This is a genomic window from Streptomyces sp. NBC_00690 (genome assembly GCF_036226685.1).
Taxonomy (GTDB): Bacteria; Actinomycetota; Actinomycetes; order Streptomycetales; family Streptomycetaceae; genus Streptomyces.
The window spans coordinates 6624482-6645834 of record NZ_CP109009.1 but is presented as its reverse complement, the minus strand read 5'-3'; the positions used below and the strand labels follow the sequence as shown (position 1 = coordinate 6645834).

The window sequence follows — 21353 nt, the reverse complement described above, 5'->3', positions numbered from 1 at the left end:
GTGTTCGGACGTCGCAAGAAGAGTGGTTCCGCGGGGGACGCGGACGCAGCGGCCGAGGCCGAGCAGGTCGCCGAGCTCGACTCGGAGAACGCTGACGATGCTGATGGCACTGAGGACGCCCCGGGCAAGGGCCGCCGGGTGAACCTGCCGCCCGCGCCACGGCCGGACGGCCCCTGGGACCTCTCCGAGGTCTCCAAGGCCGATGAGGGCCGTGTCGATCTCGGTGGGCTGTTCGTGCCCGGGGTCGAGGGCATGGAACTGCGGGTCGAGGTCGCCGGCGATGCGATCGTCGCAGCGACGGTCGTGCTGCGCGACAGCGCCGTACAGCTCCAGGCGTTCGCAGCGCCGAAGAAGGAAGGCATCTGGGGCGAGGTCCGCGAGGAGATCGCCTCCGGCATCACCCAGCAGGGCGGCATCATCGACGAGGTCGAAGGTCCGCTGGGCTGGGAGCTGCGGGCCCAGGTGCCCGTGCAGCTGCCCGACGGCACCGGTGGGGTGCAGTTGGTGCGCTTCATCGGGGTCGACGGTCCGCGGTGGTTCCTGCGGGGTGTGATCTCCGGCCAGGGCGCCGTACAGCCGGAGGCGGCCGGTCTGCTGGAGCAGATCTTCAAGGACACGGTCGTCGTCCGCGGCGAAGGTCCCATGGCGCCGCGCGACCCGATCGTCTTGAAGCTGCCCGACGACGCACAGATGGTGCCCGAGGGTGTCCAGCAGGAGGAGCAGGAGGGCTCGCGCTTCTCCGGTGGCATGGGGCAGCTCCAGCGCGGCCCGGAGATCACCGAGGTGCGCTGACGCGCTCCTGAACAGCTCGGACCGGTGGGTCGCACTTCCCTGGGGAGTGCGACCCACCGGCATTTTCTCGTACTGTTCCGAGATCGAACCGGAACTCCCGTACGAAGGGCGCGCTTCATGACCGAGAGCACAGGAGCCCGCGGCAGCACGGCACTGGCCGACGAATCGGCACAGGGTCCGATGGTGCGGGTGGAGGGCCTGCACCGTTCGTACGGATCCGGCGCCGCGGCCGTCCACGCGCTGCGGGGTGTCTCCTTCGAGATAGGTCGAGGGGAGTTGGTGGCGCTCAAGGGCAGATCGGGTTCGGGCAAGACGACCCTGCTCAATCTGGTCGGCGGCCTCGACTCCCCCGACGAGGGACGCATCGTCGTTGACGGGATCGAACTGGCGGGACTGGGCGAGAAGCAGCTTCTGGAGCTGCGTCGTGATCGCATCGGGTTCGTGTTCCAGGCGTTCGGACTGATCCCGATCCTGTCGGCCGCCGAGAACGTGGGCGTGCCGATGCGGATGCGCAAGACGCGCCAGCGCGAGCGGGAGGACCGGGTTCAGCTGTTGCTCTCGCTGGTGGGCCTCGCGGACCACGCCGCCCAACGCCCCGGGGAACTCTCCGGCGGGCAGCAGCAGCGCGTGGCCATCGCCCGCGCGCTGGCCAATCGGCCCGCCCTGCTGATCGCCGACGAGCCGACCGGCCAGTTGGACGCGGACACGGGGCTCGCCGTGATGGAACTGCTGCGGGCGGTGGTGCGGGGCGAGGGTTTGACCGCCCTGGTGGCCACCCATGACGCGCAGTTGTTGGGGTTGGCGGACCGAGTGATCGAACTCAGTGACGGCGAGATCACCGAGGGCTGACCTGGTGTGACGGGGGCACGCATGGGATTCGCACGAACCGTCGACCACCGGATGCGGCGAAGCGTCCCCACCGCATCAGAATCACGTCAAATCCGCCGCTCAGGCACCCCCCTGGCCCGAAATGCCCGATTCCACCGCCGTATGGTCATGACAGCGCACCCAGCTGTTTCTGAAAGACAATGAGGCCATGGCACGCGGCAAGCTCAGGATCTATCTCGGCGCGGCACCCGGCGTCGGCAAGACCTACGCCATGCTGTCCGAGGCCCATCGCCGGGTCGAGCGCGGCACGGACTGCGTGGTGGCCTTCGTGGAGCACCACGACCGCCCCCGTACCGAGGTCATGCTGCACGGGCTGGAGCAGGTCCAGCGCCGGCAGATCGAGTACCGGGGATCCGTCTTCACCGAGATGGACGTCGACGCCGTACTGGAGCGGTCGCCGGCGGTGGCCCTGGTGGACGAGTTGGCGCACACCAATGTGCCCGGATCCCGTCACGCCAAGCGCTGGCAGGACGTCCAGGAGCTGCTGGTCGCGGGCATCGATGTCATCACGACGGTGAACATCCAGCACTTCGAGTCGCTCGGCGATGTCGTCGAGTCGATAACCGGGGTGCGCCAGCGGGAGACCGTGCCCGACGAGGTGGTGCGCCGGGCGGAGCAGATCGAGCTGGTGGACATGACGCCCCAGGCGCTCAGGCGGCGGATGGCGCACGGCAACATCTACACCTCGGACAAGGTCGATGCGGCCCTGTCCAACTACTTCCGCCCCGGCAATCTGACGGCCCTGCGGGAGCTGGCCCTCCTCTGGGTGGCGGACCGGGTCGACGAGTACCTCCAGCAGTACCGCGGCGAACACAACATCCGCTCCACCTGGCAGGCCCGGGAGCGCATCGTGGTGGGGCTCACCGGCGGGCCGGAGGGTCGCACCCTGATCCGTCGGGCGGCCCGGATGGCGGCCAAGGGCTCGGGCAGCGAGATCCTGGCGGTCTACATCGCCCGCAGTGACGGTCTGACCTCGGCATCGCCCAAGGAACTGGCGGTGCAGCGGACCCTGGTCGAAGACCTCGGCGGAACGTTCCACCACGTCATAGGCGACGACATTCCGGTCTCCCTGCTGGAGTTCGCCCGGGGCGTCAACGGCACCCAGATCGTCCTCGGGTCCAGCCGCCGCAAGGCATGGCAGTACATCTTCGGCCCGGGCGTCGGCGCCACCGTCGCCCGCGACTCGGGGCCCGACCTCGACGTCCACATCGTCACCCATGACGAGGCGGGCAAGGGGCGCGGATTGCCGGTGGCCCGTGGGGCACGGCTGGGCCGTACCAGAATCATCGCGGGCTGGCTGGTGGGAGTGGTCGCCCCGATCCTGTTGTCACTGCTGCTCACGGCCCTGGGCGACTCGCTGGGGCTCGCCAACGACGTGCTGCTCTTCCTTTTCCTGACCGTGCTCTCGGCGCTTCTCGGCGGTCTGTTGCCCGCCCTCGCCTCCGCTGCGGTGGGTTCCCTGTTGCTGAACTTTTACTTCACTCCCCCGGTGCGCACCCTGACCGTCTACGACCCCAAGAACATCGTGGCCATCGTGATCTTCTTCGCGGTGGCGGTCGCGGTGGCTTCGGTGGTCGATCTGGCGGCCCGCCGCACCCATCAGGCGGCCAGGCTGCGCGCCGAATCGGAGATCCTCTCCTTCCTCGCCGGCAGCGTGCTGCGCGGCGAGACCACCTTGGACGCCCTGCTCCAACGGGTCAGGGAGACGTTCGGCATGGAGTCGGTCGCGCTGCTGGAGCGTGCAGGGGACATCGATCCATGGACGATCGCCGGCAGTGTGGGGCCCCGCTGTGTCGTGCGCCCGGAGGACGCCGATGTGGACATGCCGGTGGGCGACCACATGGCACTCGCGCTCTCGGGCCGGGTGCTGCCCGCCGAGGACCGTCGGGTCCTGGCCGCCTTCGCCGCCCAGGCCGCGGTCGTCCTCGACCGGGAGCGGCTGGTCGACGAGGCGGAGGAGGCGCGGGCGCTCGCGGAGGGCAACCGCATCCGCACGGCGCTGCTCGCCGCGGTCAGCCATGATCTGCGCACCCCCCTGGCAGCCATCAAGGCGGCCGTGACCTCGCTGCGGTCGGACGACGTGGCCTGGTCCGACGACGACGAGGCGGAGTTGTTGGCCGGTATCGAGGACGGCGCCGACCGGTTGGACCACCTCGTCGGCAATCTGCTGGACATGTCCCGGCTCCAGACCGGCACGGTGACCCCGCTGATCCGGGTGACCGATCTGGACGAGGTGGTGCCGATGGCTTTGGTGTCGGTGCCGGTGGAGAGCGTAGAGCTGGACATTCCGGAGTCGCTGCCGATGGTGGCCGTCGACCGGGGGCTCCTGGAGCGTGCCGTCGCCAACATCGTGGAGAACGCGGTCAAGTACAGCCCCCTCGACACGGCCGTCACGGTGGCCGCGAGCGCACTGGGCGACAGGGTGGAGGTACGGGTGGCCGATCGTGGCCCGGGGGTTCCGGACGAGGAGAAGGAGCGGATCTTCGAACCGTTCCAGCGGTACGGGGACGCTCCGCGCGGCGCCGGGGTGGGTCTCGGCCTCGCCGTCGCCCGGGGGTTCACCGAGGCGATGGGCGGCACCCTGACCGCGGAGGACACACCCGGCGGTGGCATGACCATGGTCCTCACAGTGAAGGCCGCACCCGGGCTGGAACCGGTGAGCGGCGACCTGCCCGCCCAGGTCACCTCATGACCGCTCCGAGCGGACGCACGGTGGAAGCAACGGCCGGGGCCGTGCCTGCACGACACCCGGCCCCCGACGGGACGACAGTCGCTCAGTCGACGATGCAGAAAGGCAGGCCCGCCATGACCAGGGTGCTGGTAGTCGACGACGAGCCGCAGATCGTTCGAGCGCTCGTGATCAACCTCAAGGCCCGCAAGTACGAGGTGGATGCCGCACCGGACGGTGCCACCGCCCTGGAGCTGGCCGCCGCGCGCCACCCGGACGTGGTCGTGCTCGACCTGGGCCTGCCCGACATGGACGGTGTCGAGGTGATCCGCGGCCTGCGGGGGTGGACGCGCGTACCGATCCTGGTGCTCTCCGCCCGGCAGACCTCGGACGAGAAGGTCGAGGCGCTCGACGCGGGCGCCGACGACTATGTGACCAAGCCCTTCGGCATGGACGAGCTACTGGCACGGCTGCGGGCGGCGGTGCGGCGGGCGGAGCCGGTCGGCGGTGGGGACGATGACGTGGTGGTCGTGGAGACCGAGGGGTTCACGGTCGACCTGGCGGCCAAGAAGGTCCACCGGGACGGACGCGATGTCCGACTGACCCCGACCGAGTGGCATCTGCTGGAGGTCCTGGTGCGCAACACCGGCCGGCTGGTCAGCCAGAAGCAGCTGTTGCAGGAGGTGTGGGGGCCTTCGTACGGGACCGAGACCAACTACCTGCGCGTCTACATGGCGCAGCTGCGGCGCAAGCTGGAGGCCGACCCCTCGCATCCGCGCCACTTCGTCACCGAGCCGGGCATGGGATACCGGTTCGAGCGATTCTGAGCGGGTCGCGTGCGCTCGGGGCCACGTCGGGCTTTCGGGTGGGCCCGGGGGCGTCACCGGGGCGGCCGGGCACAGCCGTACAGCCGTGGGTGGCGTCCTTGGCGCCCTTCTTCCGCAGGGAACGGGTCCGTACCGTCCATACCGTCCGGTCGGGGTCCCGGGAAGGTGTCGGCAGTGGCCGGTACGCTTGCTCCATGAGTGCAACACCCCGCTCGGAGAGTGGTTCAGCGAAGGACGACAGAGCCGCAAGGCCGACAGGTCGCTTTCGCCGCATGCTCGACCGACTTTCCAGCTCACAGCAGGACCTGGAGTCCGAGGAGCTGCGGGAGGATGCCCAGGCGTCGGGGTGCGTTCGCATAGCCGAGTGCGGTGACCGGCAGATCGTCAGGGTCACTGGTACGTTGCGCACGGTCACCTTCAGGCCACGTGCGGGGGTGCCCGCCCTGGAGGCGGAGCTCTTCGACGGCAGCGCTCCTCTGGACGTCGTCTGGCTCGGTCGCCGCGCGATCGTCGGCATCGAGCCCGGCCGCAGGCTCATAGCGTCCGGCAGGATCTCGATGAGCCACGGCCGCCGTGTGCTGTTCAATCCCAAATACGAACTCCGACCACTCGGACAGGAGTAGCCGGTGACGTCTCTCGACAAGCCGACCACCACGAACGACCCGCAGCAGGACGACGACTCCAAAGCAGTCACGGAGGCGGCGCTCTCCGAGGCGTTCGGTGGCGTTCGGGGCATGGTGGAGACCGTTCTGCCCGGACTGTTGTTCGTCACGATCTACACGATCAACAGAGATCTTCATGTCTCCGCCATCGCGGCGCTGACGGTCTCCCTGTTGTTGGTGGGGGTCCGCCTGGTGCGCAAGGACACCGTGAAGCACGCGTTCAGCGGTGTCTTCGGGGTGGCCTTCGGCGTCGTCTTCGCCATGATGACGGGCAATGCCAAGGACTTCTATCTGCCCGGAATGCTGTACACGCTGGGCACCGCGCTCGCCTACATCATCACCACCTTGTGCGGTGTGCCGCTGGTGGGATTGATCCTGGGGCCCATCTTCAAGGAGAACCTCTCCTGGCGGACTCGCAACCCCGGTCGCAAGAAGGCTTATGCCAAGGCCAGTTGGGCCTGGGGTCTGATCTTCCTCGCCAAGTGCGCGATCCTCTTCCCGCTCTACTGGTGGGCGGACACCACCCAACTGGGCTGGGTCCTGGTGGCGCTGAAGATCCCGCCACTGCTGCTGGCCGTCTATCTGACCTGGCTGTTCCTGGCGAAGGCTCCCCCGCCGATCGATGTCTTCGCCGAGATGGAGGAGCAGGAGCGCGCCGAGAAGGAGCGCAAGGCGGCGGCTGCTCAGCGGCCCGAACTGTAGGACGCACATCAGGTGCCCGGTCCCTGAGGGATCGGGCACCTCGTCGTTCGCCGCACCGCTCGGAAGGATCGCAGCGGCTGCCGGGGCTTGTGCGGCTGGCGGGACTTGTGCGGCCATGGCCGAAAGGGCTTGCGCGGCGCCGATCCGCAAGCCGCTCATCAGCCGGTTTCGTTGGCCGATCCGTTCCCCTCCGATCACGATCTCATCAATTCCTACGCAACAATCGCCACTTCAAACGCACCTTCTGAAAGCATCCGAAAGCAGAAAAGGCTTTCAGGGGGCATACACCTTTACCGGTCTCACCGGGTGAGGACTGGCGCAGCAGGGGGATTGTCGTGGCGGGGTTTCTGTTCCTGCGCGCCCGGGGGCATCGACTGCTCCTGGCGGCGGCGCTCCTCGCCATCCTGCTCACGACCTCGGTACTCGCCGCATTGGCCGCCTTCGCGGGATCCGTGTCGGACGCCGGACTGCGGCACGCCCTACAGACCAGGGACGCATCCGCTGCGGCCCTGGTCATCACCACCGAGAACTCCGAGTTGGACCGGGTGGCGGCAGCGCGGGACGCCCAACGCGGCGCCCGACTCGCCTTCGACGGCCTCCCCGTCACCCTGCGCACGTTCGAACGATCGGGTCCGTACGCCCTGCCCCGGGCGCTCCAGTCACCCGCCGCACGCAAGGGCGAACCGGACCTCACCCTCTTCGCCGCCGTCGACCGCTCGCACGTCCGTCTGTCCGCGGGGGCCTGGCCGGCGCCGGGTACCGGCAAGGTGATTCCGGTCGCGCTGCCCGAGGCCGCGGCCAAGCAGCTCAAGCTTGCTCCGGGGCCACGGGTCCTCACGGTCACCGACCGGATGGGTGGCCCACCCGTACGGATCAAGGTCACCGGCACCTATCGGCCGCTGGACCGCAGCGCCTCCTACTGGCAGCTCGACGAACTGAACGGCCGGGGGGTCAAGAAGGACGTCTTCACCACGTACGGTCCGCTGCTCGTCGACCCCAACGGCTTCGCTGCGGGCGGTATCCGCCCCGGTGGGCTGGCCTGGATCGCCACGGCCGACTTCGGCGGATTGGGCGCGGAGCGGATCGACGATCTGCGCAGCGCCGCGGGGAAGAGTCAGCAACTGCTGTCCGCCCAACCCGCGCTGACGACCGGCGTCGTCGCCCGTACCTCGCTGCCGAGCGTGCTCGACCAGTTGGAACGAGCGCTCCTGGTGTCCCGCGCGACACTGCTGCTGGTCTCCCTGCAACTGGTCCTGCTCGCCGGATACACCCTGCTGCTCGTCGCCCGACTGCTGGGCCAGGAACGGGACAGCGAGACCCGGGTACTGGTGGCACGCGGGGCCTCCCGACGCAGGCTCGCCGCCCTCGCCGCCCTGGAAGCACTGCTGCTGGCCCTGCCGGCCGCCGTCTGTGCTCCGTTGCTCGCCGGCCCGCTGACCCGGCTGCTCGCCGGTCACGGTCTGCTGGCCAGGATCGGGCTCCGGGACGAACTGGGCGACACCGGACCGACACCACAGCTGTGGCTCATCGGCGCCGCGGTCGCGCTGGCCTGTGCGACAGCGGTGACGATCCCCGCCCTCAGCGCCGCCCGAGCCGCCCGCGGCAGGGCCAGGACGCTGCCGGGCCCCCTGCGGGCCGGTGCCGATGTCGCCCTGCTCGCGGTCGCCGCGGTCGCCTACTGGCAGTTGGACCGGCGGACTCTCGGCAGCGGCGCGCTCAGCGGCGACCGCGACGGCCGACTCGGCATCGATCCGCTGCTCGTGGTGGCCCCGGCGCTGGCGCTGCTCGCCGGTACGGTGCTAACCCTGCGGCTGCTGCCGCCGGCCGCACGGCTCGCCGAGCGCCGCGCCGCACGCGGGAAGGGGCTGACCGCCTCGCTGGCCGGCTGGCAGTTCAGCCGTCGCCCCATGCGCGGTGCGGGCCCCGTCCTGCTGCTGGTGCTCTCGGTCGCCATGGGGATGCTGGCGATCGGACAGGGCGCGTCGTGGGACCGCTCGCAGGACGATCAGGCGGACTTCCGCACGGGCGCTCCGATCCGGGTGCTCAGCGGCGGCAGCGCTCCCCCCATGGGCCAGGGCGGCCAGTACGACGAACTGCCCGGCTCTCCCGCGGTGGCTCCCGGGACCCGTACGGAGGTCAGCCTCTCCGGTGGGCGGCGGGCCACGGTGCTGGCGCTCGACACGGTCGCCGCGACCGATGGGATCCAGCTCCGCAGCGATCTGGCGGAAGGCGGCGCGTGGCGGCTGCTGGAGATACTCAAGCCGCACGAGGACGCCCGACCAGGGGTGGAACTGCCCGAGGACATCGCCCGGTTGGAGTTCGATCTGACGCTGCACCGGCCGTCGAAGGGCGGGCCCGAGGAGCAGCACGAGGAGCCGGCCCTCACCTTCACCGTGGAGGACCGCTACGGAGTGTCGTACCGCCTGCCGCTCACCGCTCCACCGGCCGACGGCAAGGCGCACCGGGTGTCCCTCGACCTCGCCAAGGCGGCGGGGGCTCCGTCAGGGAAGCCGGCCGCGCCCTTGGCGCTGACCGACATCGAGGTCTTCGAACCCGGGGCGCTGACCCGGATCGTCCCCAAGCGGTTGACGTTCGGCGCGTTCCACGCGGTCACCGCGGATGGTGTGTCCCGTCTCGTCGCCCTGCCGTCGGGGCCCGTGTGGTCGGTCCGTGCGATCCCCAGCGTCGAGGTCGACCCGGCGAACGACGCGGAGGCCGCACCCGCCGTCACCTCGGTGCGTTCGACGTCTCGGCAACCGCTCGACATCCGGTATCACACGGGGAAGATCTCGGCCTACGACCCCTGGGGCTCGGATATGACGGCCACCTTGCGGATCACCGTCAAACGGGAGGCGCCGGAGGTGGTTCCCGCCCTGGTGACCGAGGGCTTCCTCCGGGCCAGCGGCGCCAAGATCGGCGCGACGATCGAACTGCCGTTGGCCGGCGGCCAGGTCAAGGTGCGGCTCGCCGGGGTGCTGGGTGCCATACCGACGACCGGGCAGGACAAGGTCGCCGTGAGCACGGACGGGGGCACGGACGCCGCATCGGCCGCCAAGGCGGACGGGGGCGCGATGTTGATCGATCTGCGCGCCGTCAACCGGGCGCTGGCCACCCGTCCCGACGCCGCGATGCCTCCTTCCGAGTGGTGGTTGTTCCCTCGGCCGGGACAGGCGGCCGAGGTCGCCGCACAGGTGCGCGAACGCGCGGATCTGGAACCGAGTCAGGTCCAGGTGCGGGACGAGGTGGCCGCTGCCCTGCATGACGATCCGCTCGGCGCGGGCCCCCAGTCGGCGCTCCTGGCGGCGACCCTCGCCGCCGCCGCACTCGCCGCTGTCGGCTTCGCGGTGGCCGCGGCGGGCGCGGTGCGTGAGCGCTCCCGTGAGTTCGCCGTCCTCCGGGCGCTGGGTGCGCCGCGACGTCAGTTGGCCAGACTGCTGGCCCTGGAACAGTCCCTCCTCCTCGGCATCGCGCTGGTGATCGGGACCGCGCTGGGAGCGGCGCTGACCCGTGCGGTCGTTCCGCTGATCGTCCTGACGGGTCAGGCCACCCAGCCGATTCCTTCGGTGATCGTGGAACTGCCGGCCGACCGGGTGTGGTTGCTCCTGGCAGCCGTGGCCGCCGCGCCCGTCGCCATCGTGGTGGCACTGTCGCTGCGGCGCGGTGAGTCGACCGTGGTGCTGCGCACGCAAGGAGGCGAATGACAGTGTCGTGCGTGAGCAGTGATCCGGGGGCTCCGATGCATCGGATGCCGCCGATACGCAGGCGAGAACGGCCGGCCGATCAGTCCGTACGACCGTCCGTCGGTTGCACGACGGTCTGCTCCGGGTCGAGGACCCGGAGCAGATCGCACCCCGCTGGGGAGTCGTGGAGCCGACTCGGTTCGGGGGCGGCGAACTGCGCTCCAACCCCGTCGCACCGCCCGCTCGTGGCGTTCATCGGTTCATCCGCCCGAGGAGGCATGGAGTGAGGGCCGTCGCCCCGTGGGTCCGTACCCGGTTGCGCACCTCGCCCGGTGCGGCCGTCGCGCTGTTGGTGCTCGTCCTGGTCACCTCGTTCCTCGCCGCGGCCTTTCCCCGCGCGGTGGACGGGTACGAGAGCGACGGGCTGCGCCAGGAGATCAGCGCGGCGTCGCCGGACCGCAGCGTCATCCAGTTCACCGAGGGCCCGGCCGAAGAGTTCACCGATACCTCCGACGATCCGGAGGCCGATGCGGCCTACCGGCTGCGGCCGGAACGGCTGACGAAGGCGTACCGGGCGATCCTGTCCGCCCTCCCCGGGCCGCTGCGCGCCGATGTCGACCAGTCGGCGTACGGAGTGCGGAGCGTGGAGCCGGAGCGGGCCGGCGATGCCTGGCTGCCGGAACTCGACGGCGGCCGTCCCGCCTTCACCTTCAGTACGCAGGCCGGGCTCGGCGATCACTCGACACTGCTGAAGGGGCGGCTCCCGAGGGCGGGAAAGGGCTCGGGCACGGTGGAGGGCGCGGTCACCGCGGCCACCGCGGCGACCCTGCGGATCACGGTGGGTGCGACCGTCCACGCCGGTCCCGTAACGGTCCGGGTGACCGGAATCGTCACGCCCCGCAGCCCCCAACTGGGCTACTGGTCCACCGAACCCGTGCTGCGCACCCCGACCCTCCTCTATGTCGGACAGCCCGTGCCCGTGCCCTACTGGCACGGCGCGCTCCTGCTCGACCCCGGTTCGGCCGAGGCGCTGTTGGCCCTGCCGAACGCGCCCGAGCCCTACTGGCGGATCGCCCCGGACCCCTCGGGGCTGGACATCGCCGACCTGTCGGAGCTGAGGGATTCCGTCGCCAGCGCCGAGAGCGGTCCCCTCCGTACCGCACTGCGCGATTCCGTCTCGCCCGAGTTGGACGCCGGAACGTCCCTGGACGAACTCCTGCTGGGATTCGACGACATCCGGGCCGCCATCGGGCCGGTGGTCGCGGTCGCGGCGTTCGGTGCCGGCAGCGTCGCCTTCGTCGTCCTCCTGATGGCCGGCGGGCTGGCCGTCGCCCGACGGAATCGGGAACTCGCCCTCGTACGGGCTCGTGGTGGCTCGCTGCCCGGTCTCTTCGGCAGGCTGCTGCGGGAGACCGCGGTGGTGGCGCTGCCCGCAGCCGCGGGCGGATGTGCCCTGGCGCTGGTGGCCGTCCCGCACGGAGCGTTGCTGCCCTCTCTGCTGGCTTCGGGCCTCGTCGCCCTCGTTGCCTGCACCGCGCTGCCCGCGCGGGCTGTCTTCGCGCACCGTAGGGCGCGGCTCGACGGCGGACGGGACGACGTGACCCACCACAGGCCCTCACGCCGCCGGGTGGTGGCCGAGGTGACCCTGTTGACGTTGGCGGTGGGCGCGGTCGTCGCGCTGCGCCGCCGGGGCACCGAGCCTGGCGCGGCGGACGAACTGGTCAGCGCCGCACCGGTGCTGGTGGCCGTGGTGGCGGCACTCGTCCTCGTCCGGCTCTATCCGCTTCCCCTGCGGCTGCTGACGATGCCGATGGCCCGTCGGCGCGGGGTGGTCGGATTCCTCTCACTGGCCCGCGCCGGCCGGTCCCCGGCGACCACGGTCCTGCCGCTGCTGGCTCTGCTGGTGGCACTGACGACGGCCGCCTTCGGGGGCTCGGTGGTCTCCGGTGTGGACGGGGCGCGCGATCGGGCCGCTCTGGTCACGGTGGGCGCCGATGCCCGGATCGCCGCGCTGGACGGCCTGCCGGACTCGCTGGCCCAGCAGGTGCGGAAGGTTCCGGGCGTCCGGGAGGTCGTGCCGATCTTCCTGGAGGCCGAGTTGGACCTCCGGGACACCGGGACGCGCAATGTGACGCTGGTGGCCGTCGAGCCGGACGCCTATGCCCGACTGGCGCAGGCCACGCAGTTGGGGGAGTTCGGCGCGGGCCGGCTGCGCGGCGGATCGGATGCGGTGCCGGCCCTGGTGACGCCCGCGGTCGCCGAGCGCCTCGGGGACACCGAGGCCCTGATCGGACCGGCCGGGGCGATGTTCACGGTCCGGGCCGTCGGAGTGCTGGAGACGACGCCGGCCGTGCCCGTGGGCGACTTCGTCCTCGTCGACGCCTCACGGGTGCCGAACCGGGCTACGACGGCGCTGCTGCTGACGGGCCAGGACATCTCGCCGACCGGACTGAGGTCCGCGGCACGGGCAGCCGGCGGCGATCCGGTCGTCGCGCTGCGTTCCGAAGCGCGGGCGGACCTGACCGAGTCACCCGTACAGAGCGGGGCCGAACGGATCTACGTGGTGGCTGCCGCAACCGGAGCGGGGTACGCCGTACTTGCCCTGCTGCTGTCGCTGCTCCAGGCGGCGCCCGAACGCACCGCCCTGCTCGCCCGGCTGCGCACCATGGGGCTGACCCGGGGGCAGAGCAGACGCCTGTTGGTGCTGGAGAGCCTGCCGCAGACCCTCCTGGCCGCGTCCGGTGGCGCTCTGGTGGGCTGGGGTGCCATCCAACTACTGGCCCCCGGTATCGACCTCGGGCGCCTCTCGCTGGGCTCGCAGAGCGGGTTCGCCACCTTGGGCGCGGTGCGACTGGCCCCCGACCCGACGAGCCTGCTGCTGCCCGCGTTCGCCGTGGTGGTGATCGCGGTCGGCGTGTGTGCGGTGCAGGCATGGATGGCGACCCGGCGTACGACGACGACCGAACTCAGGGTGGGAGACACACGATGACCGAAGCTGCTTCCCCTGCATCCGCTGCTTCTGCTGCTGCTTCTGCTGCTTCTGCTGCTTCTGCTGCTTCTGCTGCTTCTGCGCTACAGGAGTTGGAGCGTCGAGCGACGGCCCGGCGCGAGAGCCCCGGGTTCGGCCATGACGCGCTGATCGCCTGCGACCGTCTGGTGCGGGTCTTCGCCACCGACGGGGTTGAGGTGCAGGCCCTCCAGGGCCTTGACCTGCTGGTGCGCGAGGGCGAACTGATGGCCCTGGTCGGTGCGTCGGGAAGCGGCAAGTCGACCCTGATGAACATCCTCGCGGGGCTCGACGAGCCGACCGCGGGGGCGGCGAAGGTCGCCGGCAGCGATCTGCTCGGGATGAGCGCCAAGGAGCGGCTGCGCTACCGGCGCGAGGTGGTGGGCTTCGTCTGGCAGCAGACGGCCCGCAATCTGCTGCCGTATCTGACGGCGGTGCAGAACGTGGTCCTGCCGATGCAGCTGCGGGGTCGTACGAAGAAGAAGGCCGAGCGGGCCGAGGCACTGCTCGCGTTGCTCGACGTCGCCGACTGTCGCGATCGGCGCCCCCAGCAGATGTCGGGTGGACAGCAACAGCGGGTGGCGATCGCGGTGGCCTTGGCGAACGAACCATCGGTCCTGCTGGCGGACGAGCCCACGGGCGAGCTGGACTCCCAGACCGCGGAGCAGATCTTCGCCGCGTTCCGCACGGCCAACGAGGAGTTGGGGACGACGATCGTGATCGTCACCCATGACCAGGCCGTCGCCAGCGAGGTCAAGCGGACGGTGGCCATCCGCGACGGGCGGACCTCCACCGAGATCCTGCGGCACACCGAGGTGGACGGGGCGACCGGCGAGGAATCGGTGGTGGCCAGGGAGTACGCCATGTTGGACCGGGCCGGCCGGCTCCAGCTCCCCGCGGAGTACACACAGGCATTGGGCATGCGGGACCGGGTGCTGCTGGAGCTGGAGCCGGACCACATCCAGATCTGGCCGGACGGTCCTCGGGAGGAGTGACGTAGGCGGGGATCGAAGTGCCCTGGGCGCGATCGCCCACCCCACGTAGACGGTGATGGTTCGCCTTCCGTAAGAAAGGCAAACCATCACCGATTCAGCGACTACATTTCGCGGCGGACCTGGAGTAGGTCCTCCAACTGCTCCTCACGCGCCTGCGCGGCCACGAACAACAGTTCGTCGCCGGCTTCGAGGGTCTCTTCCGGGCTGGGGGTGAGCACCCGTGAGCCACGGATGATCGTCACCAGCGAGGTGTCCTCGGGCCAGTCCACATCGCCGACCTGGGTTCCCGCCACAGCCGACTCGGGCGGCAGGGTCAACTCCACCAGGTTGGCGTCACCGTGGCTGAAGCGCAGCAGCCGTACGAGATCACCGACGCTCACCGCCTCCTCCACCAGTGCCGACATCAGCCGTGGCGTCGAAACGGCCACGTCCACGCCCCAGGACTCGTTGAACAGCCACTCGTTCTTGGGGTTGTTGACCCGGGCGACCACCCGGGGGACGGCGTACTCCGTCTTCGCCAACAGCGACACGACCAGATTGACCTTGTCGTCGCCGGTGGCCGCGATCACGACGTTGCACCGCTGGAGCGCGGCCTCGTCGAGCGAGGTGATCTCGCACGCGTCGGCCAGCAGCCATTCCGCCTGCGGCACCCGCTCCACGGAGATCGCCGTGGGTGCCTTGTCGACGAGCAGCACCTCGTGGCCGTTCTCCAGCAACTCCCCGGCGATGGAACGCCCCACCGCACCTGCGCCCGCGATAGCGACCCGCATCAGTGTTCGCCCTCCTCGGGGCCTTCGGCGAAGGCCGCCTCGACCTTCTCGATCTCGTCCGTGCGCATCATGACGTGGACGAGGTCGCCTTCCTGGATCACCGTCTGCGAGGTCGGCAGGACCGCCTCCCCCAGCCGGGTGAGAAAGGCCACCCGCACGCCCGTCTCGTCCTGGAGCCGGCTGACCTTCTGTCCGATCCAGGAGGGTGCGGTGTGGACCTCGGCGAGTTGCACCCCGCCGCTGGGGTCACGCCACAGGGGCTCGGCGCCGGACGGCAGGAGTCGGCGCAGCATCTGGTCGGCGGTCCAACGGACCGTGGCGACGGTGGGAATGCCGAGGCGCTGGTACACCTCGGCCCGGCGCGGGTCGTAGATACGGGCGGCGACATGGTCGATGCCGAACATCTCGCGCGCCACCCGGGCGGCGATGATGTTGGAGTTGTCGCCACTGCTGACGGCGGCGAAGGCTCCCGCGTCCTCGATCCCCGCTTCGCGCAGGGTGTCCTGGTCGAACCCGACTCCGGTGACGCGCCGGCCACCGAATCCGGAGCCGAGACGGCGGAAGGCCGTGGGGTCCCGGTCGATGACGGCGACCGTGTGCCCCTGCTTCTCCAGGGTTTGGGCAAGAGCGGCTCCCACCCGCCCGCACCCCATGATGACGATGTGCACGACCGTCCTTCCGGCTGCCACCTCAGTGGCGTTCTTTGCTCAGTATTTAACGGTTGAAGCAGTGCTGTGGCTTAAAGGGTCTCAGACCTTGGCTCAAGCTACACACGCACCGTAAGCCCTGGGACACCAGGTATCCGGGGTGAAGGATGCATTCCGTGGGGGGACTGGGGTGGTGGGTGGGCCTGGCCCATATCGAACGCTTACGATCCTCTCCGTGTCCAAACTGACCGACCTGCCCAAGCGGATTCTGATTGGCAGGGCGCTGCGGAGCGACCGCCTCGGGGAAACGCTCCTTCCCAAGCGCATCGCGCTCCCGGTCTTCGCCTCCGACCCGCTGTCATCGGTGGCCTATGCACCTGGTGAGGTGCTCCTGGTGCTCTCGGTCGCAGGTTTCTCCGCCTACCACTTCAGCCCCTGGATCGCCCTCGCGGTCGTGGTGCTGATGTTCACGGTGGTCGCGTCCTACCGACAGAACGTGCACGCCTACCCCAGCGGCGGCGGCGACTACGAGGTGGCCACCACGAACCTCGGGCGCAGGGCCGGATTGACGGTGGCCAGTGCGCTGCTCGTCGACTACGTCCTCACGGTCGCGGTCTCCATCTCCTCGGGCGTGGAGAACCTCGGCTCCGCGATCCCGTTCGTGGTGGAGAACAAGGTCCTGTGCGCCGTGATCGTCATCGGGCTGCTGACAGTCATGAACCTGCGCGGCGTGCGGGAGTCCGGAAAGCTCTTCGCGATTCCGACGTACGTCTTCGTCACCGGCGTCTTCATCATGATCGCGTGGGGGGCGTACAAGGGGCTGGTCCTCGACGACACCATGCGTGCACCGACCGCGGGTCTGGAGATCAAGGCCGAGGATGAGGGGTTGGCCGGATTCGCTCTGGTCTTCCTGCTGCTGAGGGCCTTCTCCTCCGGCTGTGCGGCGCTCACCGGTGTCGAGGCCATCAGCAACGGCGTACCGGCCTTCCGAAAGCCGAAGTCGCGCAACGCCGCCAGCACGCTCGCGCTGATGGGCGCCCTGGCGGTCACCATGTTCTGCGGGATCATCGGGTTGGCAATGGCCACGGACGTCAAGATGGCCGAGAACCCGGCCGTGGATCTGCTGCGCAACGGCGCGCCGGTCGGGGACGGCTTCGTACAGGATCCGGTGATCTCCCAGGTCGCCGCCGCCGTCTTCGGTGACGGCACCTTCTTCTTCGTCCTGCTGGCGGCGGCAACCGCCCTCGTGCTGTTCCTGGCCGCGAACACCGCGTACAACGGCTTCCCGCTGCTCGGCTCGATACTGGCGCAGGACCGCTACCTCCCCCGCCAACTGCACACCCGCGGCGACCGGCTCGCGTTCTCCAACGGCATCGTGATGCTCGCGGGCGCCGCGGCGATGCTCGTCGTCATCTACGGCGCCGACTCCACCCGGCTGATCCAGCTGTACATCGTCGGTGTCTTCGTGTCCTTCACGCTCAGCCAGATCGGCATGGTCCGACACTGGAACCGCCATCTGCGCACCGAACGCAATCCGGCCAAGCGCCGCCATATGATCCGCTCCCGGGCCATCAACGGCTTCGGGGCCTTCTTCACCGGTCTGGTCCTCGTCGTGGTGCTCGCGACCAAGTTCACCCACGGCGCCTGGGTGGCGCTCCTCGGCATGGTGATCTTCTACGCGGTGATGAGCGCGGTCCGGCGGCACTACGACCGCGTTTCGGCCGAGCTCGCGGCATCCGACGAGCCGAGCGATGACAGCGTGCGACCGTCGCGGGTGCACGCCATCGTGCTCGTGTCGAAGGTCCACAAGCCCACCCTGCGGGCTCTGGCCTACGCCAAGCTGATGCGCGTCGACAAGCTGGAGGCCGTCAGCATCAACGTGGACACGACCGAGACCCGGGCCCTCCTGGCGGAGTGGGAGCGCCGCAACATCAATGTGCCGCTGAAGATCCTCGACTCCCCCTACCGGGAGATCACCCGCCCGGTGATCGAATACGTCAAGGGGCTGCGGCGGGAGAGCCCGCGGGACGTGGTCAGCGTGGTCATCCCGGAGTACGTGGTGGGCCACTGGTACGAACACCTCCTGCACAACCAGAGCGCCCTGCGGCTCAAGGGGCGGCTGCTCTTCACCCCCGGGGTGATGGTGACGTCGGTGCCGTTCCAGCTGGTGTCGTCGGAGGCGGCCCGCAAGCGGGCGCGCAAGCGGCAGGAGTGGAGCGCGCCGGGCGCCGTGCGTCGGGGCATCGTGGACGAGCGCCCGAAGGCACCCGCCCCCCACCACGAAGACGAGTGAGGCAGAACGCCACGGCTCACCGGCGTAGACTGGTGGGCTGCCCCGCCCTTCGCAGGGCCACACGCCCCTCCGCGCACCGGCCGGGCCGGTCCGCACCTCGCACCACATCGAACTCTGGAGTCACCCCACCATGCAGAACGCATCCGATTCTTCGCTGGTCGGGGACGAGTACGAGGTCGAGATCGGTCCCGTGGCCCACGGCGGCCACTGCATCGCCCGCACCGAGGACGGCCGGGTGCTGTTCGTCCGGCACACGCTGCCGGGCGAACGGGTGATCGCGAAGGTCACCGAGGGCGAGGAGGACTCGCGTTTCCTGCGGGCCGACGCGGTCCGGATCATCGAGGCCGCCAAGGACCGGGTGGAGGCGCCCTGCCCGTTCTCAGGGCCCGGCAAGTGCGGCGGCTGCGACTGGCAGCACGCGAAGCCGGGTGCCCAGCGACGGTTCAAGGGCGAGGTGATCGCGGAGCAGTTGCTGAGGCTCGCGGGCCTGACCCCCGAGGAAGCCGGCTGGGACGGCACCGTGGCTCCCGCCCCGGGCGACAAGCTCCCCCCGGGCGAGGTCCCCGCCTGGCGCACCCGAGTGCAGTACGCCGTGGACGCGGAAGGCCGCGCCGGATTGCGTCGCCACCGCTCCCACGACGTGGAGCCGATCGACCACTGTGCGATCGCCGCCCCCGGGGTCACGGAACTGGGTATCGAGAAGCGCAGCTGGCCGCAGATGGAGTCGGTCGAGGCGATCGCCGCGACCGGTTCCCACGACCGCCAGGTCATCCTCACCCCGGCACCCGGCGGCCGTCTCCCCCTGGTCGAGCTGGACAAGCCCGTATCGGTGCTGCGGGTCGACGAACGCGACGGCGGGGTGCACCGGGTCCACGGCCGCGCCTTCGTCCGGGAACGCGCGGACGGCCGCACCTACCGCGTCGGCGCGGGCGGCTTCTGGCAGGTCCACCCGCAGGCGGCCGACGTCCTGGTGAAGGCCGTGATGCAGGGCCTGATGCCCCGCAAGGGCGAAACGGCACTGGATCTGTACTGCGGGGTCGGCCTGTTCGCCGGCGCGATCGCGGAGCGCCTCGGCGAACGCGGCGCGGTGCTGGGCATCGAGTCCTCCAAGCGCGCGGTCGAGGACGCCCGACACAACCTCCGCGACCTGGACCGCGTCCGCATCGAACAGGGCAAGGTCGACCAGGTGCTCCCCCGCACGGGCATCACCGAAGCCGACCTGATCGTCCTGGACCCGCCCCGCGCGGGCGCCGGCAAGCAGACGGTCCGCAGCCTGGCCGCCCTGGGCGCCCGCCGGATCGCCTATGTGGCCTGCGACCCGGCGGCCCTGGCCCGGGACCTGAAGTACTTCAGCGAGGCGGGGTACAAGCCGCGGACGCTGAGGGCGTTCGATCTCTTCCCGATGACGCACCACGTGGAATGCGTGGCGATTCTGGAGCCGGTGAAGAAGGACGCCTGAGCTGGGGTTTTTCGGGTGCGTGTGATGTGCGGTGGGCGTTGCGTCATCGACTGCCGCACACATGACCGGGTGAACCGCCCGCATGGTTGGATGGGCGGTTCGCGTTCACTGGAACGGCCGGCTCACCGCGCCGCGCGGCCGGTGGCCCGCAGTAGAACGGGCAGGGCGAGGACGTCGTTGCCGATGAACGACGGCTGCGGGTCCGGAGCGTTGCCCTCGTCCGCGAGCGCGATGTCCGGGAACCGGTCGAAGAGGGCGGGCAGCGCGATGGCGGCCTCCAGCCGGGCGAGCGGGGCACCGAGGCAGTAGTGGATGCCGTGCCCGAAGGCCATATGGTCCCTGTCCGCGCGGTCGATCTGGAAGCCGTGCGCGGCATCGTGGAGCGACGGGTCCCGGCCGTGCGCCCCGAACCCGATGAGAATGGCCTCCCCGGCCGCTATGGTGACGCCCTCGCCGAGGTCGATGTCACGGATCGCGAACCGCAGGGGAAGGTGGACGACCGGCGGATGGAGCCGCAGGGTCTCCTCGATGACATCGGCCCAGCGGGCGGGCTCGGCCAGGGTCGCGTTCAACTGCTGACGGTGGGTGAGGAGCGCCCGGACGGCGTTCCCGATCAGCGCGATCGTGGTCTGGCTCCCGGCGCCGATCATCAGGACCAGGGTGGATATCAGCTCCGTCTCGGTGAGCCGGTCCCCCTCATGTGCGGTGAGCAGCAGGCTGGTCATGTCATCGCCGGGCTCCCGCCGCTTCGCCTCCACGAGACGGTGCATGGCGGTGATCAACTCGTTCGTGATCCGTGCCGACTCCTCCTGGGGGACATCGGTGGCCAGGATCGCGTCGACGGCGGAGAGCATGGCGGGGCGCTGGTCCTCGGGAACGCCGAAGAGATCGCAGATCACACGGGTCGGCACACCGTGCGCGAAGTGCGCCCGCAGATCCACTGCCGCGCCGTCCTCCAGAGCCTCCAGACCGTCCAGGAGGTCGGTGACGGTGGACTCGATCGAGGGCCGCAGAGACTGCATGCGCCGCGATGTGAAGGCGGGGCCGATCAGCCTCCGTAACCGGGTGTGCTCGGCCCCCTCAGAGGTGGCCATGGAGCGGACGTCGACCCAGGGGGAGAGCCAGGGGACGGCGCCCGGCTGGTAGCCGGTCCAGGCGTCACGGGCGTTCCTGGTGACATCGGGATGGGTGACCAGCCGCTTGATGACATCGCCGCGCGTGATGGACCACGCGATGACGTTTTGGGGCAGCCGGACCCGCACGGCGGGCCCAGTGGCACGGAGTTCCTCGATCTGCTCGTACAGCCGGTCACCTCCATCGCTGTCGAGGACCGGGATGGCAACCTCGTGGCTGGTGGTCATGGGACACCTCCGGTCACGCGGGGGCGGCCCGTCGGCGGGAGCGGCGGCTTCCCGGGCGCCGGGTCGCGCCGGTGCGTGGATGGATGAACTCGCGGCCATGGATGAACTTCGCGGCAGCGACGGGGAATCGGTATCGGGGATTGTGCTGCGACCGCGCAGGATCGCAAAGAGGTAAATCAGCCTCTTGTCTGGTTTCTGGGCCGATTTCAGGATTGCTCGAACGTTTGCACGTCCACCGGTGGGCGGCGCGGCTCACGGAGACGTTGTGCGGGGAGCCGTCTCCGGGGACGGCGGTGTGTCTGGCCGACAGAGCTACACGGCAGCTGTCAGCGCGTACTGCACCGAGGTCGAACACCTCGCCAGGGAAGTCGGCGACACCGAAATGCCGGTGTGGACCGCCGGAACCCGATCTCTCGGCTACTGCTGCACCGGCCGCCACGCCGCCTTCCGTGTTGAGCAGCCCCTGCTTCGACGCACCGCGTTGGAGTGCGTGGCGACTGGACCGCTGAAGAAGGACGCCTGAGTTGGGGTTCTGCGGGTGCTCGTGATGTGCGGTGTTGGCGTTGGCGTTGGCGTTGGCGTTGGCGTTGGCGTTGGCGCTA

Annotated in this window: 16 protein-coding genes; 12 read left to right on the top strand and 4 right to left on the bottom strand. The window is 70.1% G+C overall.

Annotation, left to right across the window (positions count from 1 at the left end; all coding sequences use genetic code 11):
- The 7 genes from OID54_RS29095 (at position 1) to OID54_RS29065 (ending at position 10240) form a co-directional block, all read left to right on the top strand.
- Entirely contained in the window at positions 1 to 792 is a 792-nt protein-coding gene (locus OID54_RS29095; RefSeq protein ID WP_329024277.1) for a DUF3710 domain-containing protein, read from the top strand.
- A 117-nt stretch (positions 793 to 909) separates the two neighbouring features.
- Positions 910 to 1641 carry an ABC transporter ATP-binding protein gene (locus OID54_RS29090; protein ID WP_329024275.1) on the top strand — a complete coding sequence of 244 codons (732 nt, stop codon included), beginning with the start codon at positions 910 to 912 and terminating at the stop codon, positions 1639 to 1641.
- A gap of 187 nt (positions 1642 to 1828) precedes the next feature.
- On the top strand, positions 1829 to 4372 hold the full coding sequence (locus OID54_RS29085) for a sensor histidine kinase (protein ID WP_329024273.1): 2544 nt from the start codon (positions 1829 to 1831) through the stop codon (positions 4370 to 4372).
- A 113-nt stretch (positions 4373 to 4485) separates the two neighbouring features.
- Positions 4486 to 5175: a response regulator gene (locus tag OID54_RS29080; protein WP_329024270.1), complete on the top strand. Its 690-nt coding sequence runs from the start codon at positions 4486 to 4488 to the stop codon at positions 5173 to 5175.
- A gap of 194 nt (positions 5176 to 5369) precedes the next feature.
- Complete coding sequence (locus tag OID54_RS29075) at positions 5370 to 5798, top strand: OB-fold nucleic acid binding domain-containing protein (RefSeq protein ID WP_443055689.1); 429 nt, start codon at positions 5370 to 5372, stop codon at positions 5796 to 5798.
- 3 nt (positions 5799 to 5801) lie between these two features.
- Positions 5802 to 6539: a DUF3159 domain-containing protein gene (locus OID54_RS29070; RefSeq protein WP_329024266.1), complete on the top strand. Its 738-nt coding sequence runs from the start codon at positions 5802 to 5804 to the stop codon at positions 6537 to 6539.
- A gap of 335 nt (positions 6540 to 6874) precedes the next feature.
- Positions 6875 to 10240 carry an ABC transporter permease gene (locus OID54_RS29065; protein ID WP_329024264.1) on the top strand — a complete coding sequence of 1122 codons (3366 nt, stop codon included), beginning with the start codon at positions 6875 to 6877 and terminating at the stop codon, positions 10238 to 10240.
- A gap of 79 nt (positions 10241 to 10319) precedes the next feature.
- Here OID54_RS29065 and OID54_RS29060 read toward each other — a convergent pair whose 3' ends face one another.
- Positions 10320 to 10475, bottom strand: coding sequence for a hypothetical protein (locus tag OID54_RS29060; RefSeq protein WP_329024262.1), 156 nt, complete (start codon positions 10473 to 10475; stop codon positions 10320 to 10322).
- Positions 10476 to 10502: 27 nt separating this feature from the next.
- Between OID54_RS29060 and OID54_RS29055 the strand changes: the two genes are divergently transcribed.
- A complete protein-coding gene (locus tag OID54_RS29055; RefSeq protein WP_329024260.1) occupies positions 10503 to 13208 on the top strand; it encodes an ABC transporter permease in 2706 nt (901 codons plus the stop codon).
- A gap of 92 nt (positions 13209 to 13300) precedes the next feature.
- Positions 13301 to 14221, top strand: a complete 921-nt coding sequence (locus tag OID54_RS29050) for an ABC transporter ATP-binding protein (RefSeq protein WP_443055688.1) — start codon at positions 13301 to 13303, stop codon at positions 14219 to 14221.
- 101 nt (positions 14222 to 14322) lie between these two features.
- Here OID54_RS29050 and OID54_RS29045 read toward each other — a convergent pair whose 3' ends face one another.
- The gene (locus tag OID54_RS29045; RefSeq protein ID WP_329024256.1) at positions 14323 to 14991 is read right to left on the bottom strand and encodes a potassium channel family protein; all 669 of its coding nucleotides are present in this window, start codon (positions 14989 to 14991) and stop codon (positions 14323 to 14325) included.
- Positions 14991 to 15659, bottom strand: a complete 669-nt coding sequence (locus tag OID54_RS29040) for a potassium channel family protein (RefSeq protein WP_329024254.1) — start codon at positions 15657 to 15659, stop codon at positions 14991 to 14993. The genes OID54_RS29045 and OID54_RS29040 overlap by 1 nt, the downstream gene beginning before the upstream one ends.
- Before the next feature lie 214 nt (positions 15660 to 15873).
- Between OID54_RS29040 and OID54_RS29035 the strand changes: the two genes are divergently transcribed.
- Both OID54_RS29035 and OID54_RS29030 read left to right on the top strand, forming a co-directional pair.
- On the top strand, positions 15874 to 17931 hold the full coding sequence (locus OID54_RS29035; protein WP_329024252.1) for an APC family permease: 2058 nt from the start codon (positions 15874 to 15876) through the stop codon (positions 17929 to 17931).
- A gap of 130 nt (positions 17932 to 18061) precedes the next feature.
- Entirely contained in the window at positions 18062 to 19390 is a 1329-nt protein-coding gene (locus OID54_RS29030) for a class I SAM-dependent RNA methyltransferase (RefSeq protein ID WP_329024250.1), read from the top strand.
- A gap of 122 nt (positions 19391 to 19512) precedes the next feature.
- Here OID54_RS29030 and OID54_RS29025 read toward each other — a convergent pair whose 3' ends face one another.
- On the bottom strand, positions 19513 to 20751 hold the full coding sequence (locus OID54_RS29025) for a cytochrome P450 family protein (protein ID WP_329024248.1): 1239 nt from the start codon (positions 20749 to 20751) through the stop codon (positions 19513 to 19515).
- Positions 20752 to 21016: 265 nt separating this feature from the next.
- On the opposite strand from OID54_RS29025, the gene OID54_RS29020 reads away from it, so the two are divergent.
- Positions 21017 to 21274 (top strand): hypothetical protein, encoded by a 258-nt coding sequence (locus OID54_RS29020; RefSeq protein WP_329024246.1) that lies wholly within the window; start codon positions 21017 to 21019, stop codon positions 21272 to 21274.
- Positions 21275 to 21353 lie beyond the last annotated feature (79 nt).